Genomic DNA, 22,010 nt, shown 5'->3' on the forward strand with positions numbered 1-22,010 from the left:
AAAACTATTATTTATATATAAGTCTTTAGCAATTAATTTTCTTGAGCAATTTACTTTCTTCACAAACGCATCCCGCAATTCCAAACACCCGGTCCACGGTGTAACCCATTTGCATATTTCGAAAATCACAGGCCTTCCCCTTCTATTTTCGGCAAAACACCTGCACCATGGACATATGAGCGACCCAGCCTTTGAATATGCGCCGATCGGATTGGTCGAGTTGGAGAACCGCGTGATCCGCCGGTGCAATCTGCAGTTCGCACGCACTTTCGGCGGTGAAGAGGCCGATTACCGCAACATGCCCCTGCTACACCTCTACCCTTCTGTCGCAGATTGGGAACGTATCGGCGCACGGAGCCTGCAAATCATGCGCGACACCGGATATTACACGGATGAGAGGGTCATGCGTCGCCGCGATAGCGACTTATTCTGGTGCCGCGCGCGCGGACGTTCGCTAACGCCTGAAGATCCATTCCGCCATGGCATCTGGAGTTTTTCGGATATTTCAGAGGAACGCCCTCTGGTCGAGCTAACCAGCCGTGAGCGCGAGGTTGCCATTCTGTCCTGCAAGGGCTTGTCGGCCAAGGAAATCGGTGCGGAACTGAACCTGAGCTATCGTACAATCGAAGCCTACCGTGCGCGGCTGCTTGAAAAATTCGGGGCACGTAAACTGCCTGAACTGGTTGCGAAACTCTCCGGAATGCCGCTGTAACGCTGTTTACCACTGGTAATCTTCAGCAAAACCCCCATCTGACAGGCCGAGACTGTGCTTTTCATGGCCGTACGCTTAGCTTATAACGCTGCGTAATCAGACCAAAGCCCGCGCGAAACAGACGGGCCAAAGGGGAACCGTCGAGGACACTCATGACAGATACCAAACACGAAGCGGATGTGGCGTTTATCAAGGCACTGGCCGAACTGCTGCGGGAAAACGACCTGACCGAGTTGCAGGTAAAGCGTGATTATGGCGAAGATGACAGCTTGAACGTACGCGTTAGCCGCATGTCACCCGTCGCCGCTCCGGTCCAGGTTGCGGTCCCGGCGGCCGCGCCAGCCGCAGCCCCGGCAGCCGCACCTGCAGCAGCTGAAGCACCCGCAGCAAGTGACGATCCAGCCAGCCATCCGGGCGCTGTGACTTCGCCCATGGTCGGCACCGTGTACATGCAGCCCGAGCCGGGTGCGCCGTCCTTCATCTCCGTCGGTGCCAGTGTTTCCGAAGGCGACACGCTGCTGATCGTCGAAGCGATGAAAACCATGAACCACATCCACGCGCCTAAATCCGGCACTATCAAGCGTATTTTGGTGGGTGATGGCGATGCTGTGGAATTCGGCACTCCTCTGGTCATTGTTGAGTAGGGCGGCCCCATGTTCGACAAGATCCTGATTGCCAACCGAGGCGAGATCGCCCTGCGCGTCATCCGCGCCGCACGCGAGATGGGGATTAAGACAGTCGCCGTCCATTCAACCGCAGACAGTGACGCGATGCATGTACGCATGGCGGACGAATCGGTCTGTATCGGCCCCCCGCCCAGCCCTCAAAGCTATCTGTCGGTGCCTGCGATCATCTCAGCCTGCGAGATCACTGGCGCCCAGGCGATCCACCCGGGCTACGGCTTTTTGTCTGAAAATGCCGAGTTTGTGCAGATCGTCGAAGATCACGACATCACCTTCATTGGCCCCACCGCTGAGCATATCCGCGTGATGGGGGACAAGATCACCGCCAAGGACACGATGAAGGCCTTGGGCGTTCCCTGTGTGCCTGGTTCAGATGGTGGCGTGCCGGATCTGGCCGCAGCCAAGCGGATCGGTGAAGAATTCGGCTATCCTGTAATCATCAAGGCCACCGCCGGTGGCGGCGGACGCGGCATGAAAGTCGCGATGAGTGCGGATGAGATGGAAAGCGCCTTTATGACCGCGCGCGCCGAAGGCAAAGCCGCCTTTGGTAATGACGAGGTCTATATTGAGAAATACCTGACCACGCCGCGCCACATCGAGATTCAGGTCTTTGGCGATGGCAAGGGCCAAGCGGTTCATCTGGGCGAGCGCGACTGTTCCCTGCAGCGCCGCCACCAAAAGGTATTCGAAGAGGCACCCGGCCCCTGCATCACCCCCGAAGAACGCGCAAGGATCGGTAAGGTCTGTGCCGATGCGGTTGCCAAGATCAACTATATCGGTGCAGGTACGATCGAATTTCTGTACGAAAATGGCGACTTCTATTTCATCGAGATGAACACCCGCCTACAGGTCGAGCACCCGGTCACTGAGGGCATCTTTGGCGTAGATCTGGTGCGCGAACAAATCCGCGTTGCCGCTGGTCAGCCAATGTCATTCGGTCAGGATGATCTGAAAATCAATGGTCACGCCATCGAGGTTCGGATCAACGCCGAGAAATTGCCAAACTTCTCACCCTGCCCCGGAAAAATCTCGGCCTACCATGCGCCGGGCGGTCTGGGTGTGCGGATGGATTCAGCGTTGTATGACGGGTACACGATCCCGCCCTACTACGACTCACTGATCGCCAAACTGATCGTGCAGGGCCGCGACCGACCCGAAGCACTGGCCCGTCTGGAACGCGCATTGGGAGAGTTGATCGTGGACGGAATCGACACGACGGTTCCCTTGTTCCACGCACTTCTGCAAGAAAGTGACGTCCAAAGCGGTGATTATAACATCCACTGGCTGGAGCACTGGCTTGCGGAGAATATGGCCGACTAACTCTGCTGGGTCGGAGGGCTACCGCTTTCCGACCCTGAGGCGCCTGGCATGAGCCTTTCCCCGGAATTACTGCTCCATGGATATTCCATCGGTATCTTCCCGATGGCTGAACATCGCGATGATCCGGACCTGTTCTGGGTTGATCCTAAGTTTCGCGGCATCTTCCCTCTGGACGGTTTCCACATCTCACGCAGCTTGGCCCGCAGGATTCGGAACTGTGGGTACACGGTGTCAATCAACAGGGATTTTGCCGGCGTTGTTGATGGCTGCGCTGATCGCACGGATACCTGGATCAATCAGGAACTTCGCACCCTTTACCATAAGCTGAACCAATCCGGTCACGCCCATTCACTGGAAATCTGGGACGGTCGGAATTTGGTTGGGGGCGTTTATGGCGTTACTCTTGGCGCTGCCTTCTTTGGCGAAAGCATGTTTTCCCGACGCAAGGATGCCTCAAAAATTGCACTGGCATATCTGGTCGACCGATTGCGGTCCTGCGGGTTCAAATTGTTCGATACGCAGTTTTTAACCGCGCATCTCGCCTCGCTCGGCGCGATCGAGGTGCCGCGGGCACAGTATCGGAACGCGCTGGAAGAGGCAGTGACTATTGCAGCAGATTTCTCTGCTGATCTCGATCAATCGCCGGATGGCGTGATACAGCGGATCACCCAGACGTCATAGCGCGAATGATCAAGCGCATTCAGGGCTGGCGATGTGGCAATCATCCACCCGTCAAACAGCTGATCCGTTCCGCCTTGTTCCCAAATGGTCAGGTAGGCAAACGCGTCCCCTGTTGGGTTATCTGCAGGATAGCGGCAATCACCCAGCGCGACATCCAGCCCAAAGACGGTCTTGGATTGGCCGTTTTGCAGTTCGACATCAACGGTCTGTCCATTGACCTTATCCAGCCCTCTGAGCATTGCACCCGGTCCGGATTGAACCTTTTGCTGTGCCGCTACCCCAGAGGCTGCCAGTATTGCCGCGATCAGAGCATATCGCTTCATTCGCCGCCATCTCCGGCGACGAACTTAACCAAAAGCGAAATCAGGCTGACTGCGCCCTGTGTATCCTCGACCTGATCGCCCGGTTCAAAGTTAAAGGGCGATCCGCCTGGCATGACTTCTACAAAGTTACCACCCAGCAACCCTTCGGATGAGATCACGATAGCACTGTCATCGGGGACCAAAATTCCATCAGAAATCGCAAAAGTCGTGTCCGCCCGGTAGGTTTCCGGGTTCAGGGTCACCCCTGTCACGGTGCCGATTTTGACCCCTGCAAGCCGCACGTCCGTTCCGACGCCGACGCCTTCGAGCGAGCGGAAAGAGGCGTTAAGCTCATAACCAGAACCGCCCTGGGACAGGCCTGTCGACTGGCTCGCATAGACGCCAAACGCTATTGCCCCGGCCAGGACGGCGCCTCCGACCAAAACTTCTGAAACTTTGTAAGATGACATTGCTCGCCTCGTCTTATTCCGGGTTCCAGGCCTCATAATCCGAACGCTCGACCGGATCCGGGCGGCGCAAAGACCCCGCCGGTGCATAAGCAAGCGCGGTTCCTGTCAGGTTTTCCTGATGCGGTTTTTCCCAGGATTTATGTGCCAGAGGTTTGTCGGTTGGCGGTTCGTCCCAGGTGCGGTGCAACCAACCGTGCCAATCGGGATCAACCCTGCTGGCCTCGGCCTCGCCGTTGAAGATCACCCAACGCCTGCTGTCATCCGCGGTACGATAAAATATATTGCCTTCATTATCTTCACCGACTTTCACGCCTTTGCGCGCGGTGTAAATCTGGGTGTTCAGGGTGGCCCCGTTCCACCAGGTCACGGCGCGCAAAAGACTGTTCAGGATTCCCATCGGCTGCCTCCGGCATTTTTGTCTCTGCAGATATGGACCAAAGGTCCGCCAAGGTCCAGTGCTAGGGTAACGTTGCGCATTAATCCGGCAAAACTGCGGTCACTTCAATCTCGATGCGGTCCTCTGGCGTGATCAGGTTGCATTCGGTCACTGTCGCCGCCGGCGGGTTTTCACCAAATGCCTCAACCAGCAAGGGCCAGCACAGTTCAAATTCCGACATGTCCGGAAGGTAGTAGTTTACCCGAACCACATGCGCCAAATTTGATCCAGCCTCATCCAAGGCCTTTTCAATCGCCTGCAGCGCGGATTTGCACTGTCCGACGATATCTTTGGGAATGATTTCGCCTTGTGCGCAGGTTCCGGCAACAAAAACAAAACCGTTTGCAACCACTGCCCGGCAATAGCCGACTTTGGCCTCATATTGACCGCCCGAGGAAATTCGCCTTATCGTCATCCTGCCCTCCCAAACACAAAATGGCGCGGGATCACCGCGCCATCTGTTGTAATTCAAATTCAGTGATTACCCGGCCGAAGCTGATTCCGCCGCATCCGCATAGATGATCAGCGGCTGCTTGTCCGAGGATACAGCCTCTTCGTTAACGACAACTTCGGTCACGTTCTTCATGCCAGGCAATTCGAACATCGTGTCCAGAAGGATGTCTTCAAGGATCGAGCGCAGCCCGCGTGCACCGGTCTTCCGTTCAATGGCGCGTTTGGCGATAGCCTTGAGCGCATCGTCGGTAAAGCCCAGCTCGGCATCTTCCAGTTCGAACAGACGCTGATACTGTTTGACCAGCGCGTTCTTGGGTTTGGTCAGAATGGTGACCAGCGCATCCTCGTCGAGATCTTCAAGCGTGGCCAGAACTGGCAGACGTCCGACAAATTCCGGGATCAGACCGAATTTCAGCAGGTCTTCAGGCTCCAGCTCTTTGAAAATCTCACCCACGCCGCGGTCATCATTGTCCCGCACATCGGCACCAAAGCCCATGGCCGAGCCTTTGCCGCGCTGTGCGATAATTCTATCCAGACCCGCAAAGGCACCACCGCAGATGAACAGGATATTCGTCGTGTCCACTTGCAGGAATTCCTGCTGCGGATGCTTGCGTCCACCTTGCGGCGGAACACTGGCGACGGTGCCTTCCATCAGCTTCAGCAGCGCCTGCTGCACGCCCTCGCCCGACACGTCGCGCGTAATCGAGGGATTCTCGGATTTGCGCGTGATCTTGTCGACCTCATCGATGTAAACGATGCCGCGCTGCGCGCGTTCGACATTGTATTCGCTGGCCTGCAACAGTTTGAGGATGATATTTTCGACATCCTCGCCCACATAACCGGCTTCGGTCAGCGTGGTCGCATCGGCCATGGTAAAGGGCACATCCAGAATGCGCGCCAGAGTTTGCGCCAACAACGTCTTGCCGCAGCCTGTCGGGCCGATCAACAGGATGTTGGATTTGGCCAGCTCGATATCGCTGCCGGCCTTCTGAGCGTGATTCAATCGTTTATAGTGGTTGTGAACCGCTACTGACAGAACCCGCTTGGCCGTAGCCTGACCGATCACATAATCGTCCAGAACTTCGCAGATGTCTTTCGGCGTCGGCACTCCGTCAGAAGATTTCAGCCCGTTGGCTTTCGTCTCTTCGCGGATGATGTCCATACACAGCTCGACGCATTCATCACAGATGAACACGGTCGGACCTGCAATCAGCTTACGCACCTCATGCTGGCTTTTGCCACAGAAGCTGCAGTAGAGCGTGTTTTTGCCGTCACCGCCTGAATTCGTCGCCATGATCTACCTTTCGGGCTCCATCCTATGCCCCTTGCGGGGCCGCGCTTGCGCCTGTTCGTGCAGCTTAGGCCAGCACTGTGGCGGCTACAATCTCAAAATACCCCCCGTATCGGCGACACGAGGGGTCTGGGCTTAGCCCTCTTCGCCGCTCATCTTGGCGCGGTTTTCAACGATCTCGTCTATGTGACCCCATTCCTTAGCCTCTTCCGGGCTCATGAAGTTGTCACGGTCCAGCGCCTTTTCAACAGCCTTTTTGGTCTGTCCAGTATGGCGTACATAGATATCATACAGGCGATCCTTCAGCTTTTGCGTCTCAGCTGCGTGGATCATGATATCGCTTGCCTGCCCCTGATATCCGCCACTGGGCTGGTGCACCATGATGCGGCTGTTCGGCAGGGAAAAGCGCATGCCCTTCTCACCACCGGCCAGCAGAACCGACCCCATCGAGGCCGCTTGACCGATCACCAATGTGGAACATTTCGGTTTGATATACTGCATTGTGTCGTAAATCGACAAACCGCTGGTGACCACGCCACCCGGCGAGTTGATGTAGATCGAGATTTCCTTGTTCGGGTTCTCCGCCTCAAGGTGCAGCAGCTGAGCAACCACAAGATGGCTCATCCCGTCGTGGATCGGGCCGTTGATAAAGATGATCCGCTCTTTCAGAAGGCGCGAGAAGATATCATATGCGCGCTCACCCCTGCTGGTCTGCTCAACGACCATTGGGACAAGCGTGTTCATGTATGTGTCAACGGGATCGAACATAAGAAACCTGCCTGCTTTGCTATGGATCGGGACACTACCCGAAAATCTGTTACCTGAGTCTTAGTATCGCCACAGTGGGGCTGCAAGGGGTGCAGGAAACTTCATGCCCTGCAAATGCAAATTGATATTCAGCGGTGACTAAAGCGATACGCTCTTCAAAGTCGAAATCTGCGTCGAACTCTCACAAGTTCCCCTTTTCCCCTCACCTCATTTTGGTTCATGCATATGAGAGTAAATGTTCATAACTAGCTGACTTGCGACCTTCTCCAGGCAGCAACACAAACAGGCGCCCAAAGTGTGGGCTGGTAAGGAAACAGAGGATGGCCCTTCCACAACTTTCACAGGAAACATCTCCGGAAAATTTCGACAAAATGGTTGAGAACGCAACGCATGCTGCAAATTTTCTCAAGGCCATCAGCCACGAAGGGCGTCTCATGATCCTGTGCCACCTGGTATCGGGAGAAAAGTCAGTAACAGAACTGGAAGAGCTGCTTTCGGCGCGGCAAGCCGCTGTTTCGCAACAACTGTCGCGGTTGCGACTTGAAGGGTTGGTGACGCCTCGCCGCGAAGGCAAGGCGATCTTTTATAGACTGGCCGATGAACGGCCACGCCGGATGTTAGAGGTTGTCTACGAACTCTTTTGCAACGAAGAATAAGAGCAATCCGCTATGCCAGCTACTTACGACTTACTTTTGGAACAGTCTTGATAGCCGGCGGACATGGCCATTAGCAAACTATCATAGTGCGAAATTCCCGTGTCAAAACTAACGCCTACGGGATCCAATTCAAAGATCGTGGCCCCGGTTCCTTCGATCGCTGTCCGCACCAGCCTTGTGTCAAATTGCGGCTCGGAAAAGGCACAAACAATTCCTTCATGCTCAACCTTTTCACGCAAAGCCGCCAATCGCGCCGGCCCGGGAGAGGACGCATCGCCAAGACTGACTGCGCCGGATGACTCCAGCCCAAATCGCTTTTCGAAATACTGATAGGCATCATGAAACGTTATGAATGACAGCGTCTGCATATCTGTCAGATCTGTAATAATTTTTTCTTTCAGTTCAACCAGTTCCCGATCTGCGGTCGCCGCGTTCTGCTGATAAACATCGGCGTTTTCAGGGTCCGCCTCTGAGAGCGTTGCGGCAATTACCTGAACCCAGATACGTGCATTTTCGGGATCCAGCCAGGCGTGGGGGTCAACCCCTTCGTGATCATGGCCATGGTCGTCTGCATGGCCCGCATGGTCGTCGTGATCGTCATGACCCGCATGATCGTCGTAATCCGCGTGATCGTCGTGGCCATCATGATCCGCATGGTCATCATGGTCATCATGGTCATCATGATCGGTCGCATCCCGGAATTCATAGAGAATTGTTCCATCGGCATCCAACAAAGAGACGTGCAGTGCATCCGGCGACAGCGCACCCAAGGGTTTAGCCAGCCAAGGGGTCAGCTCTTCTCCAGTCCAGAATACGATCTCGGCGGACTGTAAAGACCGCGCCTCAGAAGGCCGCATAGCGTGATCATGAGGTGACGCCCCGGGCGGAATGATCAGACTGGGCTCACCCACGCCATCCATCACACGGGCGACCAGCGAATGAACAGGCGCAATATCGACGGCCACGCTTGGCGCTTCAGCAATAGCTTGGCCTGCAAACGCGATTGAGAACAAATACAGTGTGGGTCGGAACATATTCCCTCCGAAATGATATGTTATTACATTCGTTGTACGCTTGTTAATCCGGACGTTATTACATATCAAGTCGAAAATCATTGGAGTCCCGCCATGAGCACTGTTGGATTCAGACAACACGATCACGCCCACTGCGTTCACACTGCGCTGTCTCAGGCCGAAAACAAGTGCAGAACAAAGCGCCTGCAATTCACCACTGTCCGACGCCGTGTTCTTGAGATCCTGTTGGAAAAGCACCGGGCAATGGGCGCATATGACATTCTGGCTGTGCTAGCTGCAGAAGGGCTCGGGTCGCAACCTCCGGTCGCGTATCGTGCACTGGATTTCCTTGTGCAAAACGGGTTCGTGCATCGTATCGAGCAACTGAATGCCTATACAGCCTGCGCCCACCCGACCCATGACCATGTCCCCGCGTTTCTGATCTGCAGGTCCTGCAAAGCAGTGGCTGAAACGGAAACCGAGCTGACACAGGGTCGATTGGGCGCTGCGGCGAACACCTCGGGGTTTCAAATCGAACGAGTAGTGGTCGAGGCCGAGGGCCTATGTCCCGAATGTGTAGGGTCGGCGGCATGAATACCCCTCTTATTTCATTGAAAAACATGTCCATTCGGATCGACGGCCGCACGATCCTTGAACATGTGAATGCGGCAGTTTCCGAAGCAGAGATCGTGACCATTGTGGGGCCCAACGGATCTGGTAAGTCGACTCTTTTACGGGCGATCATTGGGGCCATTACCCCATCAGAAGGCCAGGTAAGCCGCGCGCCCGGCCTGCGCATCGGTTATGTCCCGCAAAAACTGGCTTTGGACGCCGCTTTTCCGATGACCGTGCAACGTTTCCTGGGCTTACCCAAACGGATCTCGGCCCGCAAAGCGCTGGATGCACTAGAACGAGCGGGCGTCCCGGATCTGCGCAACCGGCAAATGACCCAGCTTTCGGGCGGTCAATTTCAACGAGTTCTGCTGGCGCGCGCACTCCTTGATGATCCTCAGGTCTTGCTTTTGGATGAAGCAACGCAAGGCCTGGATCAACCGGGTGCAGCTGCCTTCTATCAACGCATTGAGCAGGTCAGACACGACCTTGGTTGCGCGATCGTGATGGTCAGTCACGATCTGCACGTTGTCATGGCGGCCTCAGACCGTGTGCTATGTCTGAACGGACATATATGCTGCGAGGGGTCGCCTCATACCGTCGCGGACGCACCTGAATACCGGGCCTTATTTGGCAGCGGAACCAAGGGCATGATGGCCCTTTACCAACATCAACACAGCCATTCGCACGACCATGACCACCACCACGACCAGGAAACAACCAACTGATGTTAGACGATTTTATGGTTCGTGCGGCGCTGGCGGGTATTGGCGTTGCACTCGCGGCGGCCCCTTTGGGGTGCTTTGTGGTATGGCGCCGGATGGCCTATCTGGGCGAGGCCACAGCGCACGCGGCTGTTCTGGGTGTGGCACTGTCTCTGGCATTTTCGCTTCCGATGCTGCCGTCGATTGTGGCGTCAGCGCTTGCCATGGGGCTTACCGTCACGCTTTTGCGTGGCAAGGGGTTGGCGATGGATACATTACTAGGCGTAATAGCGCATACAGCCCTGGCCGCAGGGCTAGTCACCGTCGCCTTGCTGTCCGACGTCCGGCTGGATTTAAATGCCTTTCTGTTTGGTGATATCCTGGCTGTCACCAAAGGCGATTTGGCAACCATTTGGGGCGGCGGCGCGTTGATCCTGGCAGTCATGATCTGGCGCTGGTCAGCCCTACTTGTCGCCACGCTGAACCCGGACATGGCCTATGCATCCGGCATTGACCCTAAGCGCGAGGAGGTGTGGTTGACGCTGACCATGGCGCTGGCCGTTGCCGTGGCAATCAAAGTGGTAGGGGTTCTGTTGATTGCCGCCCTGCTCGTCATCCCGGCAGCCGGTGCACGATCTTTGGTGAAAACACCTGAAAATATGGCATTCGGGGCCGCAATCATCGGATCAGCTGCCGCCCTTGTCGGGCTGTGCGGTGCGTATCTTGCCGACACTCCGGCCGGGCCCAGCATCGTCTGCGCCGCAGCTGTGATCTTTCTGGTGACAGCAGCCATCGGGCCACTTTTTCGTAAAGAATAGAATGCCGGTTCAAAACTCTGGTTCACCATTAGCAAAACTGCTACGAAAATCGGGACTTATACAAAAGGAGAGACCTATGATCCGAGCCGCACTTATTGGACTGGCCCTTTGCACACTCGCCGCATGTGAAACCGCTAAAGGCGCCGGTAAAGATATTGAAAAAGCAGGTGACGCAATTCAGGGCGCAGCCACCGAGGTTCAGGAAAACATCTGATTCCATTCGGAATGTAGCGATCAAGATCGGGCGACATACAAGATATAGTTGCTCTCTGCACCCGGACCCGCTATCCTTGCGGACACAGGTGCATAGACGCGGCATTGCATTTCTGACACGATCACGGGGTTCTTGCTTAAACGCAAGAACCCCGTTCCCGTTTTAGGGGGAATTAAATCGCTGCCTGTATGAATCCGGGGCCCGGAAAAAGGAAAAGGCGTCAGGTGCGCAGACGCGGTCTTTGCATGTGCCCATAGGGCACCCCTGACGCCTTACCGGTTCGACACGCCCGAGGGACGCCCCGATCCAGTTGCTTTGTCCCCCTAAGGGGCCACAGCCGCTGAACAGAGCCCGAGGGCCCCGCACAGCACGCATTAACCTTCTGAGAGCTTGATCACCTGTTTCAAACTTGACGCCCAAATCAGCGGATCACGCACCGGTAAGTCTTTGCAGTAGAACAAAATCCTAAGATTTCCCTTCACCGCAGCGACCCCCTTGGCCTTTGCGTCCCACCCAGGATCCTAAGAACCTCTGCGGTAACCTGACTGTTACATCGCGGTCATAAACGGGCAAGAAAATAGCACTGCAGCATAAAAAATAGTCGGGGATAAACTGTTGATATCTCGCTGGAGAGTAATGTGGATAACTCTAGATTTTACGTTCCTGCGCAGAGTTGCGATTGGACAAGTGAAATTGCGTGCTTGGCCCGGGATTTTGGACTCTTTCTGCAGGCGCAAACGGGCTGCACGACCCTTCTGGGGGTTTTGGTGAGCGATTGCGCCGATCCGATCCCTGATATTTCGAATCAAACCCGCCGTGAACGGGTCGCTCTTTGGCCACGGCCTCCGAGGACCGAGGCATTTTCTGACCAATCAGGGCCACCTGCTCGCATTTTGCGCTGAAAGCCTGTTCTGAATTTGAGAAGCGCTCCGACCCGGTTGGGTTACCTACTAAGCGCTGCGGCAATTCGCAGCCAGTACCCCCTAAATTCCAACCGGACCAGAGACGCTTCAGTTCACCTGGAGACCAGAGACGAGCCCGGAACTCGTTCGATCGCGCAGGCTACGCAAATTCAAGATTACATACAGCCCAAGGATCTTGCGCCAGCCCACGCAGCCAACCTAAATGAAGGGGCATTTACCGCTTCGATAGTTGAATTTGCTGTCACTGGCTCACCTCCTGTACTGGGCCTTTCGCTGGCCTTTTACACAGATTGGGTGGCTGAGGGCCGGTTGCAACTTACCTAAAGGAAGCTTCATGAAGGCTTTAAAAAAGCCTAACCAGTTTGTCGCGCTTAGGCCCAGGCCAGCGCGGTGCCGATCACGACCAGGGAAATGCCAAACACTTCGCGATGCGAGAAGTTTTCGCCAAACAGAAAGAATGAGGCGATGGCGATCAGAACGACCTCGGCCCCCAGAATTCCGGTATAGATTATGCCCAACCGTTCGTTGCGCAGGGCGGCGAGTTCGAGCGTCGCCCCGGCCAACAGGGTCGCGACGATCAGCAGGCCAAGCCCCAGGCCGGGGATTTTCCACCAGAACTTCATCGCGACCATGGCAACGGAATAGAGACCCGCTGACCCGAGGGCAATGAAGGGGATCATGGATGTGGACATCTGCGCCTCCTGCTAGGGTTCCGCGACGTAAACTCTAGCAGGCCAGCCGGGATGCGGCTGTGAGGTTGGTCACAATGGGCCGAACAGGCCTTATCCCGCGATCTTTCGGGTCACCAGATACGAAACCGGAAACGCCGCAATAAAGCCAGCTCCGGCAGCGATCAGGATAGGGTATAGCGTCGTATACCCCATCGACAGAACCGCAATCACAGCGGACCCGGCAAAGGTAGAGCCAAGGAAGATATGTACGATCAACATCAGGGGAAGCATGGGGGCCTCATATCAGGGATTCAACTTCCGCGGATCCTAGGATCGGGCGCACTTGCGGTCTTTGATCTGGGTCAGAGTGAGCAGTGTCTTGGGACGCAAACGCGCTTGCAACGGTCGATTAGCAGAACGGAGGGCAGCGCCGACCCGAGGGGTGGCGCAAACGCGCCGCCCCATGGGGGCGGGTCGGCGCGGCCCGGCGGTGCCACCGGGCGGGTGGTTTGAGTTCGCAAGAAAGTATTGAATTCGTTTGCTCAACGAAGTCTCAAAATAATTCTTATTCAATATCTTGAACGTTACAAGCTGATACCCAAATTGCATTTACGCGCGCAATTTTAAGGAGACTGCATGGAGTACACAGAAGCCCAAATACGACGCGAAGTACTATTTGAACTCGCGTCTTCAAAAACCGGAACCCTGTCCATTACAGATTTGATTGACTTACTAGAAGCACGACTGAAGCCGACTGGCCACGATGCGGACATTATTGATAATCGATCAGATACATTTTTCTCGCAGAAGGTGCGGAACACGGTCAGCCACCGAGACAACGGAACTGGCTTACAAGCGAATGGTCTTGCAAACTACAGCTCTGATTTTGAAAGCTGGACAATCACTGACAAAGGCCGCTCTGCAGTTAACAAGTAAACCAGTGCTACCTTTGCTTGTATCCAACGGGCAACCAATTCAATTGTGTGGGGCCACAATATTGTTTGTCCCACACAAACCAAGCATATGCGGTAGTACCGCTGCCCTTTCTTACCGCGCCTTTCGGGTAAAATGTAATTCGTTCGCTGAACACCCAAACTGTACTTGGCGGATGTACAGAAAAGATCGTTTTTTGACGCCCTGCACTCTCTAAGAAAGCAAGACGCAGAAGAAGCGCGAATTTACGTCGGCATTGAGAAAGGCCTGCGTGCACAAAGTCTTCTGCACTATGAAAAGGCGGATTTGTAACGATATTGTCTTCCAAGCGATTTTCACACGTGAAATCGATCCCAGCCTCTCCGTAGTCCCTGTCGTACAAGTCGGACGAAATTACCTCGAATCCGTTTTCGACAAACACTTCAGACATAGCCCCGTCACCGCAAGCTGGTTCCCAGATCTTTCCAGAGAACTGCTCGCAATCAATCAATACCTGTGTCGCCCAACTCGGTGTCGGGTAAAAATCAGGTCCGTCTAAATCGGCGATACGTTTAAGGGTTGGCTGAGGAGCCAACACGAATTGGTCTTTCATTGATTTGCTCGCTTTTTTCTCACTGTATCAGATCAACGAAGCCTAGCAATCGACCTGTGAATCGCGTTTGTTTTCTGTGAGTTAAGCCATGCTGGGCTTTATGGAGCTATCCTCTCCCATTCCGCCGTGTGGGCACGCAGTTGGCTACGCCAACCGCTTTCGCCCACCGTCACTTAAAATTGTCAGCCTCAGCTGTCCATTTTAAGTGCGGAAATGAACGCCTCCTGCGGGATATCCACCTTCCCGAACTGACGCATCTTCTTCTTACCCGCCTTCTGCTTGTCCAGCAGTTTGCGTTTCCGCGTGGCGTCGCCTCCGTAGCATTTGGCGGTCACGTCCTTGCGCAGCGCCGAGAGGGTCTCGCGGGCGATGACCTTGCCTCCGATGGCGGCCTGGATCGGGATTTTGAACATGTGGCGCGGGATCAGGTCCTTGAGCTTTTCGCACATCGCCCGGCCCCGCATCTCGGCCCGGTCGCGGTGAACCATGGTCGACAGCGCATCGACCGGCTCGTCATTCACCAGCACCGACATCTTGACCAGCGCGTCCTCGGTATAGCCGGTCATCTGATAGTCAAACGAGGCATAGCCCTTGGTCACCGATTTCAGCCGGTCGTAGAAGTCAAAGACGACCTCATTCAGTGGCAGGTCATAGACGACCATGGCGCGGCTGCCCGCATAGGTCAGGTCCATCTGGATGCCGCGGCGGTCCTGACACAGTTTCAGCACGTCGCCCAGGAATTCGTCCGGCACAAGGATGGTCGCCTTGATGCGTGGTTCCTCGATATGGTCGACCTTTGACGGGTCGGGCATGTCGGCGGGGTTGTGCAGTTCGATCATCTCGCCGTCTTTCATGAAGACGTGATAGATCACCGAAGGCGCGGTGGTGATCAGCTCGATATCATACTCGCGCTCAATCCGGTCGCGAATGACCTCAAGGTGCAGCAGGCCAAGGAAGCCGCAACGGAAGCCAAAGCCCAAAGCGGCCGAGGTTTCCATCTCAAAGCTGAAGCTGGCGTCGTTCAGCGCCAGTTTGTCGATCGCATCGCGCAGGTCTTCGAATTCGGAACTGTCGACGGGGAAGAGGCCACAGAACACCACCGGTTGCGCGGGTTTAAAGCCGTCCAGCGCGATTTCTGCGCCATTGCGGTCATTGGTGATCGTGTCACCAACGCGGGTGTCGCGGACCTGTTTGATCGAGGCGGTGAGAAAGCCGATTTCGCCGGGACCGAGGCTGTCGACCATCTCCATCTCAGGCCGGAAGACGCCGACGCGGTCGACATGGTGCAGGGTGTTGTTCGACATGAACTTGACGCGCATGCCCTTTTTCAGGGTGCCGTCCATGATGCGGACCAGAACGATGACGCCGAGATAGGCGTCGTACCAGCTATCGACCAGCATCGCCTTGAGCGGTGCATCCAGATTACCCTTGGGGGCCGGCAGATGGGTGACGATGGCCTCCAACGTCTCATGGATGCCCTGCCCGGTCTTGGCGCTGACCTGAATCGCCTCAGACGCGTCGATGCCGATCACATCCTCGATCTGTTCGGCCACGCGGTCACAATCGGACGCAGGCAGGTCGATCTTGTTCAGCACCGGTACGATGTCATGATCGGCGTCGATGGCTTGATACACATTGGCCAGCGTCTGCGCCTCGACCCCTTGGGTCGAGTCCACAACCAGCAGAGAGCCTTCGACCGCACGCATCGACCGCGAGACCTCATAGGCAAAGTCCACGTGGCCGGGGGTGTCGATCAGGTTCAGCACGTATTTCTCGCCATTGTCGGCGGTATAGTCGATGCGGACCGTGTTGGCCTTGATGGTGATGCCGCGCTCGCGCTCGATATCCATGCTGTCGAGCAGCTGTTCCTTCATGTCACGATCCTTGACTGTCCCGGTCTCTTGGATGAGCCGGTCAGCAAGGGTGGATTTGCCATGGTCGATATGCGCGACGATGGAGAAATTGCGGATGTGAGCGAGGTCTGTCATGGGTTGGGGATATGCGTCGGAAATGAGCTGCGGTCAAGGTAGGACGAGACCCGACGAAACCCTTTAGTTGCTAGGCTTCGATCCGATCAGACCAGCCCATTTCTAACCAGTTCAGCATTCATCCAATGCGTCTCACTTTGCACATGACCTTCACGTACGTACTTCGCGAGATGAGTGGGCATGTTTTCTTCCTCGAATGCTGCTGTTGTGCGAACGACAAACCCCTCTTGTGTGTCTAGATCTAGGGCTGCAATTACATCAGCGACGACCTGAGCTGAGAGCCGTCCCCGATACAGTTCGGAAACAGGGCTGATTCCAAGTTTTGTAAAGCGTGACAGCGTCGCATCCCATGGCTGAACGACGCCAGCTTTGATCCACGCGAATCCCAAAAAATAAGTCGGCAATTCCAAATACGCGATGGAATGACGTGCGAATAGATATTCGCCAACAATGCGCTCATCCTAAGTAAGTTGCGGTGCGATACCAGCTGCGAAAGCCTTCACCCAGTCTCGCGACGGGTGATATCTTGCGTCGATGCTGCGAGGGTGGCAGCCTTGGCTGTGAATTGTCGTATTCTCGCCGTCCATCTTTTCGGTAAAGACGACTTCGTCCGCTGATGCCAACTCATCAACACTCGACATGATCTTGTCATCGCTTGTAGCACCGGGAGATTGCGGCAAGTGGAATGTACGCCCGTATTTCTTTAGCATTTTGGTCTCACGATATAGTTCTAAGCGAAGTCAGGCCAGAAAACGCGACATCAATTATGTGCGCAATCACTTTTTCGCAGCACATGATTGATCCGAAATCCACTTTGATTCATACTCCGCCACAGACCGAGAGGGGCATCAGACCCGTCCGGGCAGGCAAAAACGAGGCAAGAGCATGAAACAGTTCCTCTTAATCGCATTTTGTGCGGCATCGCTGACGGCGATGGCTCCGGCACCGAGCGAGGCTGCGCAGATCAAACGGGCGTGTCTGGCGTCGGACCGGTCGGCGGCAACGCGGGCGCGGTGCAGCTGCATTCAGCGCGTCGCGGATCAGGCGTTGACGCGTGGTGATCAGAAGACCGTCGCCAAGTGGTTCACCGACCCCCATCAGGCGCAGGAGTTGAAGATGTCGCAGACTTCGCGCGATGATGCGCTGTGGGATCGGTATAAGAACTTTGGCCAGATGGCGCAGGCAATCTGCAACTAAGCCGGTCACGCTGCTTGACCTGATGCGCACTGCACCTCAGATATGGCGCAGCGAAAGGTGTATCAGATGGTAATGAAAGGGCTGACCCTGCGGGGCCTTGAGGTGTTCGAGGCTTTGGCGCGGACAGGATCGGTGGCACTGGCCGCCGAGATCACGGGGCTCAGCCAGCCTTCGGTTTCTCAGCAGTTGCGCAATCTGGAAAAGGCATTGGGCACTGATCTGGTCGATCACGGGCGACGACCAATGCGTTTAACGCAAGCCGGCCGCAGCTTTCTGGCGCGGGCCGAGGTCGTGCTGGCCGAACTGCAAATGGCCCAAAGCGAACTGACCGTGATGGATCTGGGGCATCTGACCACCCTCTCCATCGGTTTGATTGACGATTTCGACAACGATCTGACCCCGCGGCTGGCGACTTTGCTCGCCGACAGCCTAACCCGGTCGAAATTCAAACTGATCACGTTGCCCAGCCTAAACCTGTTCGCCGAGCTGGAGGCGCAGAGGCTGCATATGGCTGTATCCGCGCATTCCGGAGAGGTCCTAAAGGGTGTGATTGAATACCCTCTGGTTCAGGACCCTTTCATTCTGGTGACCCCAAAGGGTAAGGGGAATTCAATACAGGACCTGCCCTTTCTGCGATACGCCCGAGATCAGCTGATCAGTCGCCAGATCGAGGCGCATCTGGCGCGCCAGCAAATGGAGTTCGAGGAACGGTTTGAAATCGGCTCGCACCTGGCGCTGATGGCAATGGTCGCACAGGGGCTTGGCTGGGCGATCACAACACCACTGGGATATATGCGTGCGACGCGGTTTCATGACGGGATGGAGGCGCATCCGGTCCCGTTCGGTGACTTCGCCCGCACAATTTCGCTGTTCACCCGCTCTGACTGGTCGGACCAAGTACCCAAAGAGGTTGCAGACATGATCCGACGGCTGATGCGGAGCCAGATTGTTGATCCGGCAGTCGCGCAGGTGCCGTGGCTGGGCGGGCAGTTGAAGGTGATGAGTTAGTGTAGGGTACCGCAGATATTGGAAGCATATTTACCAACGCGCCGTGTGTTTCTGCCACCATCTTCATACAGAACTGAACTAGGGTTAGCTTTGCGAACCGAAGCAACCGCTCGACGAATCTCTGCTACAGCAGTCGCAAACCTGTGATAGCAAATTGGAATGGCAACGATATCAACACAGACCAGACCAACTATTCCCTATCCGATTGCGGTTGCCGGCGTTCTTTTCGCCTCAATTTGTTTCGGGCTGGTTCCTTATTTTAGCCGAGGGCTGACCGAGCAAGGCGTCGCGCCTTATGCCGTCGCGTTCTATCGCTACATCGTTACGGCAATTCTGCTGCTGCCTGTTCTTATAATACACCGAAACGCTTGGCGCGAGATTGCTTGGGGGCTTTCGGCAGGCGCGGTAATGGGCCTTGGATGGATTGGATATGTGACGGCGCTGGAGACATTACCCGCATCGACTGTGGGCGTTCTCTATATGACCTATCCGGTTTTCACGCTGATCATTGCCTGGACTTTGTTCGCCGATACACCCACAAGGCGCGCATTGTTCGCCTCGGGCCTCATTACGTTGGCGGCACTCATTGCAGGATCGCCCGCATCCGTTCCTATTCAGCACATACCAACGCTTCTGATGTCGCTAGCAGCCCCAATCGGGTTCGGCTTCGGAATATGTGTTTTGGTTCACAGGTTGTCCCGCATCGCACCGCTTGCGCGCATTGCTTCGGTTTCCTTGGGATCGGTTCTCGGGCTGTTGCCGCTGATGTTGAACGCCGATGTTGCCAAGTTGCTCCCGCAGGGGCAATCCGACTGGATTTTGATCGTCGGAATTGGCCTGGTCACAGCGCTTGTGCCACAGCTCATTTATACGATCTGCTCGCCGTTGATCGGCGCTTCTCAAACTGCGGTCGTCGGCAGCATTGAATTGCCGACGATGTTTGCTGTGGGCTTTCTTGCCTTTGGCGAAGCAATCACAACACCACATGCCGTAGCCTGCGCTTTGGTTTTGGGTGCGATTGCAATCACCAGAAGCCGGACGACACGCACCTTATCCACTGTGATTGCGAAAGAACCAAACAGGTGAGCTTAGCCCCGATGCAGGCGTCGATTGATTTTACACCTGAATGTCGAAGACATCAAAGCATCTACAACTAAGCCCTCAGATGTGCGTCAAGACCTGCGACGGCCTTTTCGATCAAATCCAGCGTGCCCTCGAAATCACGGGTGTAATACGGATCGGGCACATGATCCGCGCCTGTCTCAGTAGCGAAATCAGTCAGCAAGCGAACCGGAGTTTTGTTGCCACGGGGACGCAAGTTTTCGATATTGGTAAGGTTCTCTGCATCCATTCCGATGATCAGGTCAAAGCGGTCAAAATCTTCGGCCACGAATTTGCGCGCGCGCAGATCGCTGATGTCGATACTACGGGCATGAGCAGCCTGCTGCATTGGGCCATAAGGCGGGTCTCCGATGTGCCAGCCAGAGGTTCCGGCGCTGTCGGTGGCATGATGCGGCGCACGGGCGCGAAAGGCACCTTCGGCGGCCGGAGACCGGCAGATATTGCCCAAACAGACGAAAAGGATACGGTGTGTCATACAACCGGGTGTAACGCGTGAGGCGGAAATGGAAAAGATCGTCATTCTGACCGGTGCCGGGATTTCCGCCGAAAGCGGGCTGGGCACATTCCGCGACGAAGGAGGTCTGTGGGCGCAGCACAGGATCGAGGATGTCGCCACGCCCGAAGGCTTTGCCCGCAATCCGGCGGTGGTGCACAAGTTCTACAACGCGCGCCGAGTGCAGGCTGCACAGGCGCAACCCAATCCGGCCCATACCGCGCTGACCCATCTGCAACGCAACTGGCCCGGCGAGGTTATCATCGTGACACAGAATGTCGACGGCCTCCACGAAGCTGCAGGATCCGAGAATGTGATCCATATGCACGGCACCCTCGCTGGGGCCTTATGCACCGCCTGCGATCACCGCTGGGTCGCCCCGCCCGAGATGTCGGTGGGTGAACCCTGCCCCGCCTGCGGTGGCCCAACCGCCCGACCCGATGTTGTATGGTTCGGTGAGATGCCCTATTTTATGGACCTGATCTACGATCACCTGGCCAATGCTGCAATCTTCGCTTCAATCGGCACCTCGGGTCAGGTCTACCCCGCCGCAGCATTTGTGCACGAGGCGACAATGTCAGGCGCACGAACCGTCGAGTTGAACCTAGATCCGTCATCCGGCGCCTCGAGTTTCGATCAGGTGATACTTGGCCCTGCATCCGAAACCGTGCCACGCTGGGTTCAAAAGCTGCTGCGCGAATCTTAGCCCGCCAGACCGGCACCAAAATTATTGATACGACAATCGAAATAAGAGGCTCCCATGACCGACCCCCACCACACGCGCGAAGAAATCATGGACGATTCCAGTATGGAGGGCCGCGATACATTTGGCGACCAACTGGCAAATCTGTGGTGGACCTTCCTGTTGCGCGGATGTCTGGCCGGAGCATTGGGGATCGCCGCGCTGTTTTGGCCAACGGGCAGTATCTCTTTGCTGTTGCGACTGGTCGGCCTGCTTTTGGTTCTAGATGGCGGCCTGACCCTACTGGGCTTTGGACGGCGCGGATTGATCGGCGGCGTCGGCATCGGGGCACTGTTGATCGGTCTTGTCCTGCTGATCTGGCCCGAGGGTGTTGCGCGGCTGACATTTTTCCTGCTGGGTGCTTGGGCGCTGATCGTCGGCATCGGTTCGTTGCTGGCATGGCGGCAAATACCCAGCAACAACCCGGATGCCGTGATGGTGCGAAACTCGGGGATCATTGCGCTGATCATTGGGTTGGTGCTGTTGTTCTGGCCCGGCAGTGGCATGGTCGCACTGGGGTGGGCCATTGCCTTTTCCGCTCTGGCTTTCGCCGCCGTGATGTTCTTTCTGGCAATGCGCTTCAAACGGGCGCATGACCGCGTTTCGATGCGGGTTGTTAACCGTTGAAGCGATAGGCAAACAGGCCGGGCAAAGCCCGGCCTGACGCGTGGATGACGGCCGCATAGCGGCTTGAAGGTTGACGTGACCTTAGTTCGAGTGGGCGCCCATGTCTTTTCGTTCCAGATCAACCGGCACGTCGATCTCAACCTCACCGGCTTTTTCAAAAACCAGCGTTACAGGCACAGTTGCACCATGTTCAAACGGGGCAACCAATCCCATGAACATCACGTGATCGCCCCCGCGCTTGAGCGCATGCGCACCACCGGCTGGGATGACGAATCCCTCTTCGACATGGGTCATCTGCGCCACGCCGTTGGCATCGATCAGATGCGTGTGCAGCTCAACCCGTGCAGCCGCCTCCGATTCCGCACGAACAAGACGGTCATCCGCCTCGCCCGTGTTCTGAATCACCATAAAGGCCGCGCCCGCTTTCGCCGTTTTGCCGGCGGAGCGCGCATAGGCATCTTCTAGTGTGATGGTTTCCTGCGCCATTGCAGTGGTGGCAAATGCGGCCGCAGCCAGGGTTGCCAAAAGTTTGGAAGTGAGGGACATTGCGCCTCTCCTATGTCAAGTGTCTGAAAAAGTTA

The 22,010-nt window shown here is 55.9% G+C and carries 28 protein-coding genes and 1 pseudogene; 15 read left to right on the top strand and 14 right to left on the bottom strand.

The features are described 5' to 3' along the window. The first annotated feature begins 175 nt into the window (after positions 1–175). From AC2FFB_RS14255 to aat, 4 genes are all read left to right on the top strand, one after another. Positions 176–712, top strand: a complete 537-nt coding sequence (locus AC2FFB_RS14255; protein ID WP_142638135.1) for a helix-turn-helix domain-containing protein — start codon at positions 176–178, stop codon at positions 710–712. A gap of 152 nt (positions 713–864) precedes the next feature. Beyond that, positions 865–1,356 (top strand): acetyl-CoA carboxylase biotin carboxyl carrier protein, encoded by a 492-nt coding sequence (gene accB / locus AC2FFB_RS14260; protein WP_281995796.1) that lies wholly within the window; start codon positions 865–867, stop codon positions 1,354–1,356. Positions 1,357–1,365: 9 nt separating this feature from the next. Next, positions 1,366–2,715 (top strand): acetyl-CoA carboxylase biotin carboxylase subunit, encoded by a 1,350-nt coding sequence (accC, locus tag AC2FFB_RS14265; protein WP_271950374.1) that lies wholly within the window; start codon positions 1,366–1,368, stop codon positions 2,713–2,715. A gap of 48 nt (positions 2,716–2,763) precedes the next feature. Then, a complete protein-coding gene (aat, locus tag AC2FFB_RS14270) occupies positions 2,764–3,396 on the top strand; it encodes a leucyl/phenylalanyl-tRNA--protein transferase (RefSeq protein ID WP_496694231.1) in 633 nt (210 codons plus the stop codon). Here the strand turns inward: aat and AC2FFB_RS14275 are convergent. The 6 genes from AC2FFB_RS14275 to AC2FFB_RS14300 form a co-directional block, all read right to left on the bottom strand. Then, positions 3,351–3,719 (bottom strand): DUF2155 domain-containing protein, encoded by a 369-nt coding sequence (locus AC2FFB_RS14275; protein WP_142638127.1) that lies wholly within the window; start codon positions 3,717–3,719, stop codon positions 3,351–3,353. The two genes, aat and AC2FFB_RS14275, sit on opposite strands and share 46 nt — an antisense overlap. Further along, complete coding sequence (gene mlaD / locus AC2FFB_RS14280; RefSeq protein WP_496690137.1) at positions 3,716–4,168, bottom strand: outer membrane lipid asymmetry maintenance protein MlaD; 453 nt, start codon at positions 4,166–4,168, stop codon at positions 3,716–3,718. Before mlaD ends, AC2FFB_RS14275 begins: the two co-directional genes overlap by 4 nt. Before the next feature lie 13 nt (positions 4,169–4,181). Further along, on the bottom strand, positions 4,182–4,565 hold the full coding sequence (locus AC2FFB_RS14285; protein ID WP_142638122.1) for an NADH:ubiquinone oxidoreductase subunit NDUFA12: 384 nt from the start codon (positions 4,563–4,565) through the stop codon (positions 4,182–4,184). A 79-nt stretch (positions 4,566–4,644) separates the two neighbouring features. After that, a complete protein-coding gene (locus AC2FFB_RS14290; RefSeq protein WP_142638120.1) occupies positions 4,645–5,019 on the bottom strand; it encodes a Rid family hydrolase in 375 nt (124 codons plus the stop codon). 66 nt (positions 5,020–5,085) lie between these two features. Then, on the bottom strand, positions 5,086–6,351 hold the full coding sequence (gene clpX / locus AC2FFB_RS14295; protein ID WP_142638118.1) for an ATP-dependent Clp protease ATP-binding subunit ClpX: 1,266 nt from the start codon (positions 6,349–6,351) through the stop codon (positions 5,086–5,088). A 132-nt stretch (positions 6,352–6,483) separates the two neighbouring features. After that, entirely contained in the window at positions 6,484–7,116 is a 633-nt protein-coding gene (locus tag AC2FFB_RS14300) for an ATP-dependent Clp protease proteolytic subunit (RefSeq protein WP_142638117.1), read from the bottom strand. Between the two features lie 320 nt (positions 7,117–7,436). Between AC2FFB_RS14300 and AC2FFB_RS14305 the strand changes: the two genes are divergently transcribed. Further along, a complete protein-coding gene (locus AC2FFB_RS14305) occupies positions 7,437–7,772 on the top strand; it encodes an ArsR/SmtB family transcription factor (protein WP_142638116.1) in 336 nt (111 codons plus the stop codon). Between the two features lie 23 nt (positions 7,773–7,795). Here AC2FFB_RS14305 and AC2FFB_RS14310 read toward each other — a convergent pair whose 3' ends face one another. Continuing rightward, positions 7,796–8,806: a zinc ABC transporter substrate-binding protein gene (locus AC2FFB_RS14310; RefSeq protein WP_496875073.1), complete on the bottom strand. Its 1,011-nt coding sequence runs from the start codon at positions 8,804–8,806 to the stop codon at positions 7,796–7,798. Positions 8,807–8,899: 93 nt separating this feature from the next. On the opposite strand from AC2FFB_RS14310, the gene AC2FFB_RS14315 reads away from it, so the two are divergent. From AC2FFB_RS14315 to AC2FFB_RS14330, 4 genes are all read left to right on the top strand, one after another. Then, positions 8,900–9,379 carry a Fur family transcriptional regulator gene (locus AC2FFB_RS14315; RefSeq protein WP_142638114.1) on the top strand — a complete coding sequence of 160 codons (480 nt, stop codon included), beginning with the start codon at positions 8,900–8,902 and terminating at the stop codon, positions 9,377–9,379. After that, the gene (locus tag AC2FFB_RS14320) at positions 9,376–10,125 is read left to right on the top strand and encodes a metal ABC transporter ATP-binding protein (RefSeq protein WP_496875074.1); all 750 of its coding nucleotides are present in this window, start codon (positions 9,376–9,378) and stop codon (positions 10,123–10,125) included. Before AC2FFB_RS14315 ends, AC2FFB_RS14320 begins: the two co-directional genes overlap by 4 nt. After that, positions 10,125–10,919, top strand: a complete 795-nt coding sequence (locus AC2FFB_RS14325) for a metal ABC transporter permease (protein ID WP_142638112.1) — start codon at positions 10,125–10,127, stop codon at positions 10,917–10,919. The genes AC2FFB_RS14320 and AC2FFB_RS14325 overlap by 1 nt, the downstream gene beginning before the upstream one ends. Positions 10,920–10,995: 76 nt before the next feature. Beyond that, entirely contained in the window at positions 10,996–11,133 is a 138-nt protein-coding gene (locus AC2FFB_RS14330) for an entericidin A/B family lipoprotein (RefSeq protein WP_142638111.1), read from the top strand. Positions 11,134–12,427: 1,294 nt separating this feature from the next. Here the strand turns inward: AC2FFB_RS14330 and AC2FFB_RS14335 are convergent. Both AC2FFB_RS14335 and AC2FFB_RS14340 read right to left on the bottom strand, forming a co-directional pair. Then, positions 12,428–12,748 carry a hypothetical protein gene (locus AC2FFB_RS14335; protein ID WP_496875075.1) on the bottom strand — a complete coding sequence of 107 codons (321 nt, stop codon included), beginning with the start codon at positions 12,746–12,748 and terminating at the stop codon, positions 12,428–12,430. 90 nt (positions 12,749–12,838) lie between these two features. After that, positions 12,839–13,018, bottom strand: a complete 180-nt coding sequence (locus AC2FFB_RS14340) for a CTP synthetase (protein ID WP_142638109.1) — start codon at positions 13,016–13,018, stop codon at positions 12,839–12,841. 345 nt (positions 13,019–13,363) lie between these two features. Between AC2FFB_RS14340 and AC2FFB_RS14345 the strand changes: the two genes are divergently transcribed. Beyond that, the gene (locus AC2FFB_RS14345; protein ID WP_496732138.1) at positions 13,364–13,663 is read left to right on the top strand and encodes a hypothetical protein; all 300 of its coding nucleotides are present in this window, start codon (positions 13,364–13,366) and stop codon (positions 13,661–13,663) included. A gap of 7 nt (positions 13,664–13,670) precedes the next feature. Here the strand turns inward: AC2FFB_RS14345 and AC2FFB_RS14350 are convergent, their stop codons facing one another. The 3 genes and pseudogenes from AC2FFB_RS14350 to AC2FFB_RS14360 form a co-directional block, all read right to left on the bottom strand. Then, positions 13,671–14,252: a class I SAM-dependent methyltransferase gene (locus tag AC2FFB_RS14350; RefSeq protein ID WP_496732140.1), complete on the bottom strand. Its 582-nt coding sequence runs from the start codon at positions 14,250–14,252 to the stop codon at positions 13,671–13,673. Positions 14,253–14,440: 188 nt separating this feature from the next. Next, a complete protein-coding gene (gene lepA / locus AC2FFB_RS14355) occupies positions 14,441–16,240 on the bottom strand; it encodes a translation elongation factor 4 (RefSeq protein ID WP_281973236.1) in 1,800 nt (599 codons plus the stop codon). 86 nt (positions 16,241–16,326) lie between these two features. Then, positions 16,327–16,950, bottom strand: a pseudogene (locus AC2FFB_RS14360) (RNA ligase family protein). 175 nt (positions 16,951–17,125) lie between these two features. Between AC2FFB_RS14360 and AC2FFB_RS14365 the strand changes: the two are divergent. The 3 genes from AC2FFB_RS14365 to AC2FFB_RS14375 all read left to right on the top strand — a co-directional run bounded on the left by AC2FFB_RS14365 (position 17,126) and on the right by AC2FFB_RS14375 (position 19,531). Then, positions 17,126–17,437, top strand: a complete 312-nt coding sequence (locus tag AC2FFB_RS14365; RefSeq protein ID WP_142638101.1) for a hypothetical protein — start codon at positions 17,126–17,128, stop codon at positions 17,435–17,437. Positions 17,438–17,503: 66 nt separating this feature from the next. Next, complete coding sequence (locus tag AC2FFB_RS14370; RefSeq protein WP_496690181.1) at positions 17,504–18,445, top strand: LysR family transcriptional regulator; 942 nt, start codon at positions 17,504–17,506, stop codon at positions 18,443–18,445. A gap of 159 nt (positions 18,446–18,604) precedes the next feature. Continuing rightward, positions 18,605–19,531 carry a DMT family transporter gene (locus AC2FFB_RS14375; protein ID WP_496875076.1) on the top strand — a complete coding sequence of 309 codons (927 nt, stop codon included), beginning with the start codon at positions 18,605–18,607 and terminating at the stop codon, positions 19,529–19,531. Positions 19,532–19,598: 67 nt separating this feature from the next. Here AC2FFB_RS14375 and AC2FFB_RS14380 read toward each other — a convergent pair whose 3' ends face one another. Then, the gene (locus AC2FFB_RS14380; RefSeq protein WP_142638096.1) at positions 19,599–20,042 is read right to left on the bottom strand and encodes a low molecular weight protein-tyrosine-phosphatase; all 444 of its coding nucleotides are present in this window, start codon (positions 20,040–20,042) and stop codon (positions 19,599–19,601) included. A 28-nt stretch (positions 20,043–20,070) separates the two neighbouring features. On the opposite strand from AC2FFB_RS14380, the gene AC2FFB_RS14385 reads away from it, so the two are divergent. Together AC2FFB_RS14385 and AC2FFB_RS14390 are read left to right on the top strand one after the other, a co-directional pair. Then, positions 20,071–20,766 (top strand): NAD-dependent deacylase, encoded by a 696-nt coding sequence (locus tag AC2FFB_RS14385; RefSeq protein ID WP_281995791.1) that lies wholly within the window; start codon positions 20,071–20,073, stop codon positions 20,764–20,766. Between the two features lie 54 nt (positions 20,767–20,820). Continuing rightward, on the top strand, positions 20,821–21,429 hold the full coding sequence (locus AC2FFB_RS14390; protein ID WP_282027764.1) for an HdeD family acid-resistance protein: 609 nt from the start codon (positions 20,821–20,823) through the stop codon (positions 21,427–21,429). An 81-nt stretch (positions 21,430–21,510) separates the two neighbouring features. Here the strand turns inward: AC2FFB_RS14390 and AC2FFB_RS14395 are convergent, their stop codons facing one another. After that, positions 21,511–21,975: a copper chaperone PCu(A)C gene (locus tag AC2FFB_RS14395; RefSeq protein ID WP_142638090.1), complete on the bottom strand. Its 465-nt coding sequence runs from the start codon at positions 21,973–21,975 to the stop codon at positions 21,511–21,513. Positions 21,976–22,010: the final 35 nt, after the last annotated feature.

It is taken from the genome of Ruegeria sp. YTSA219, from assembly GCF_059609985.1.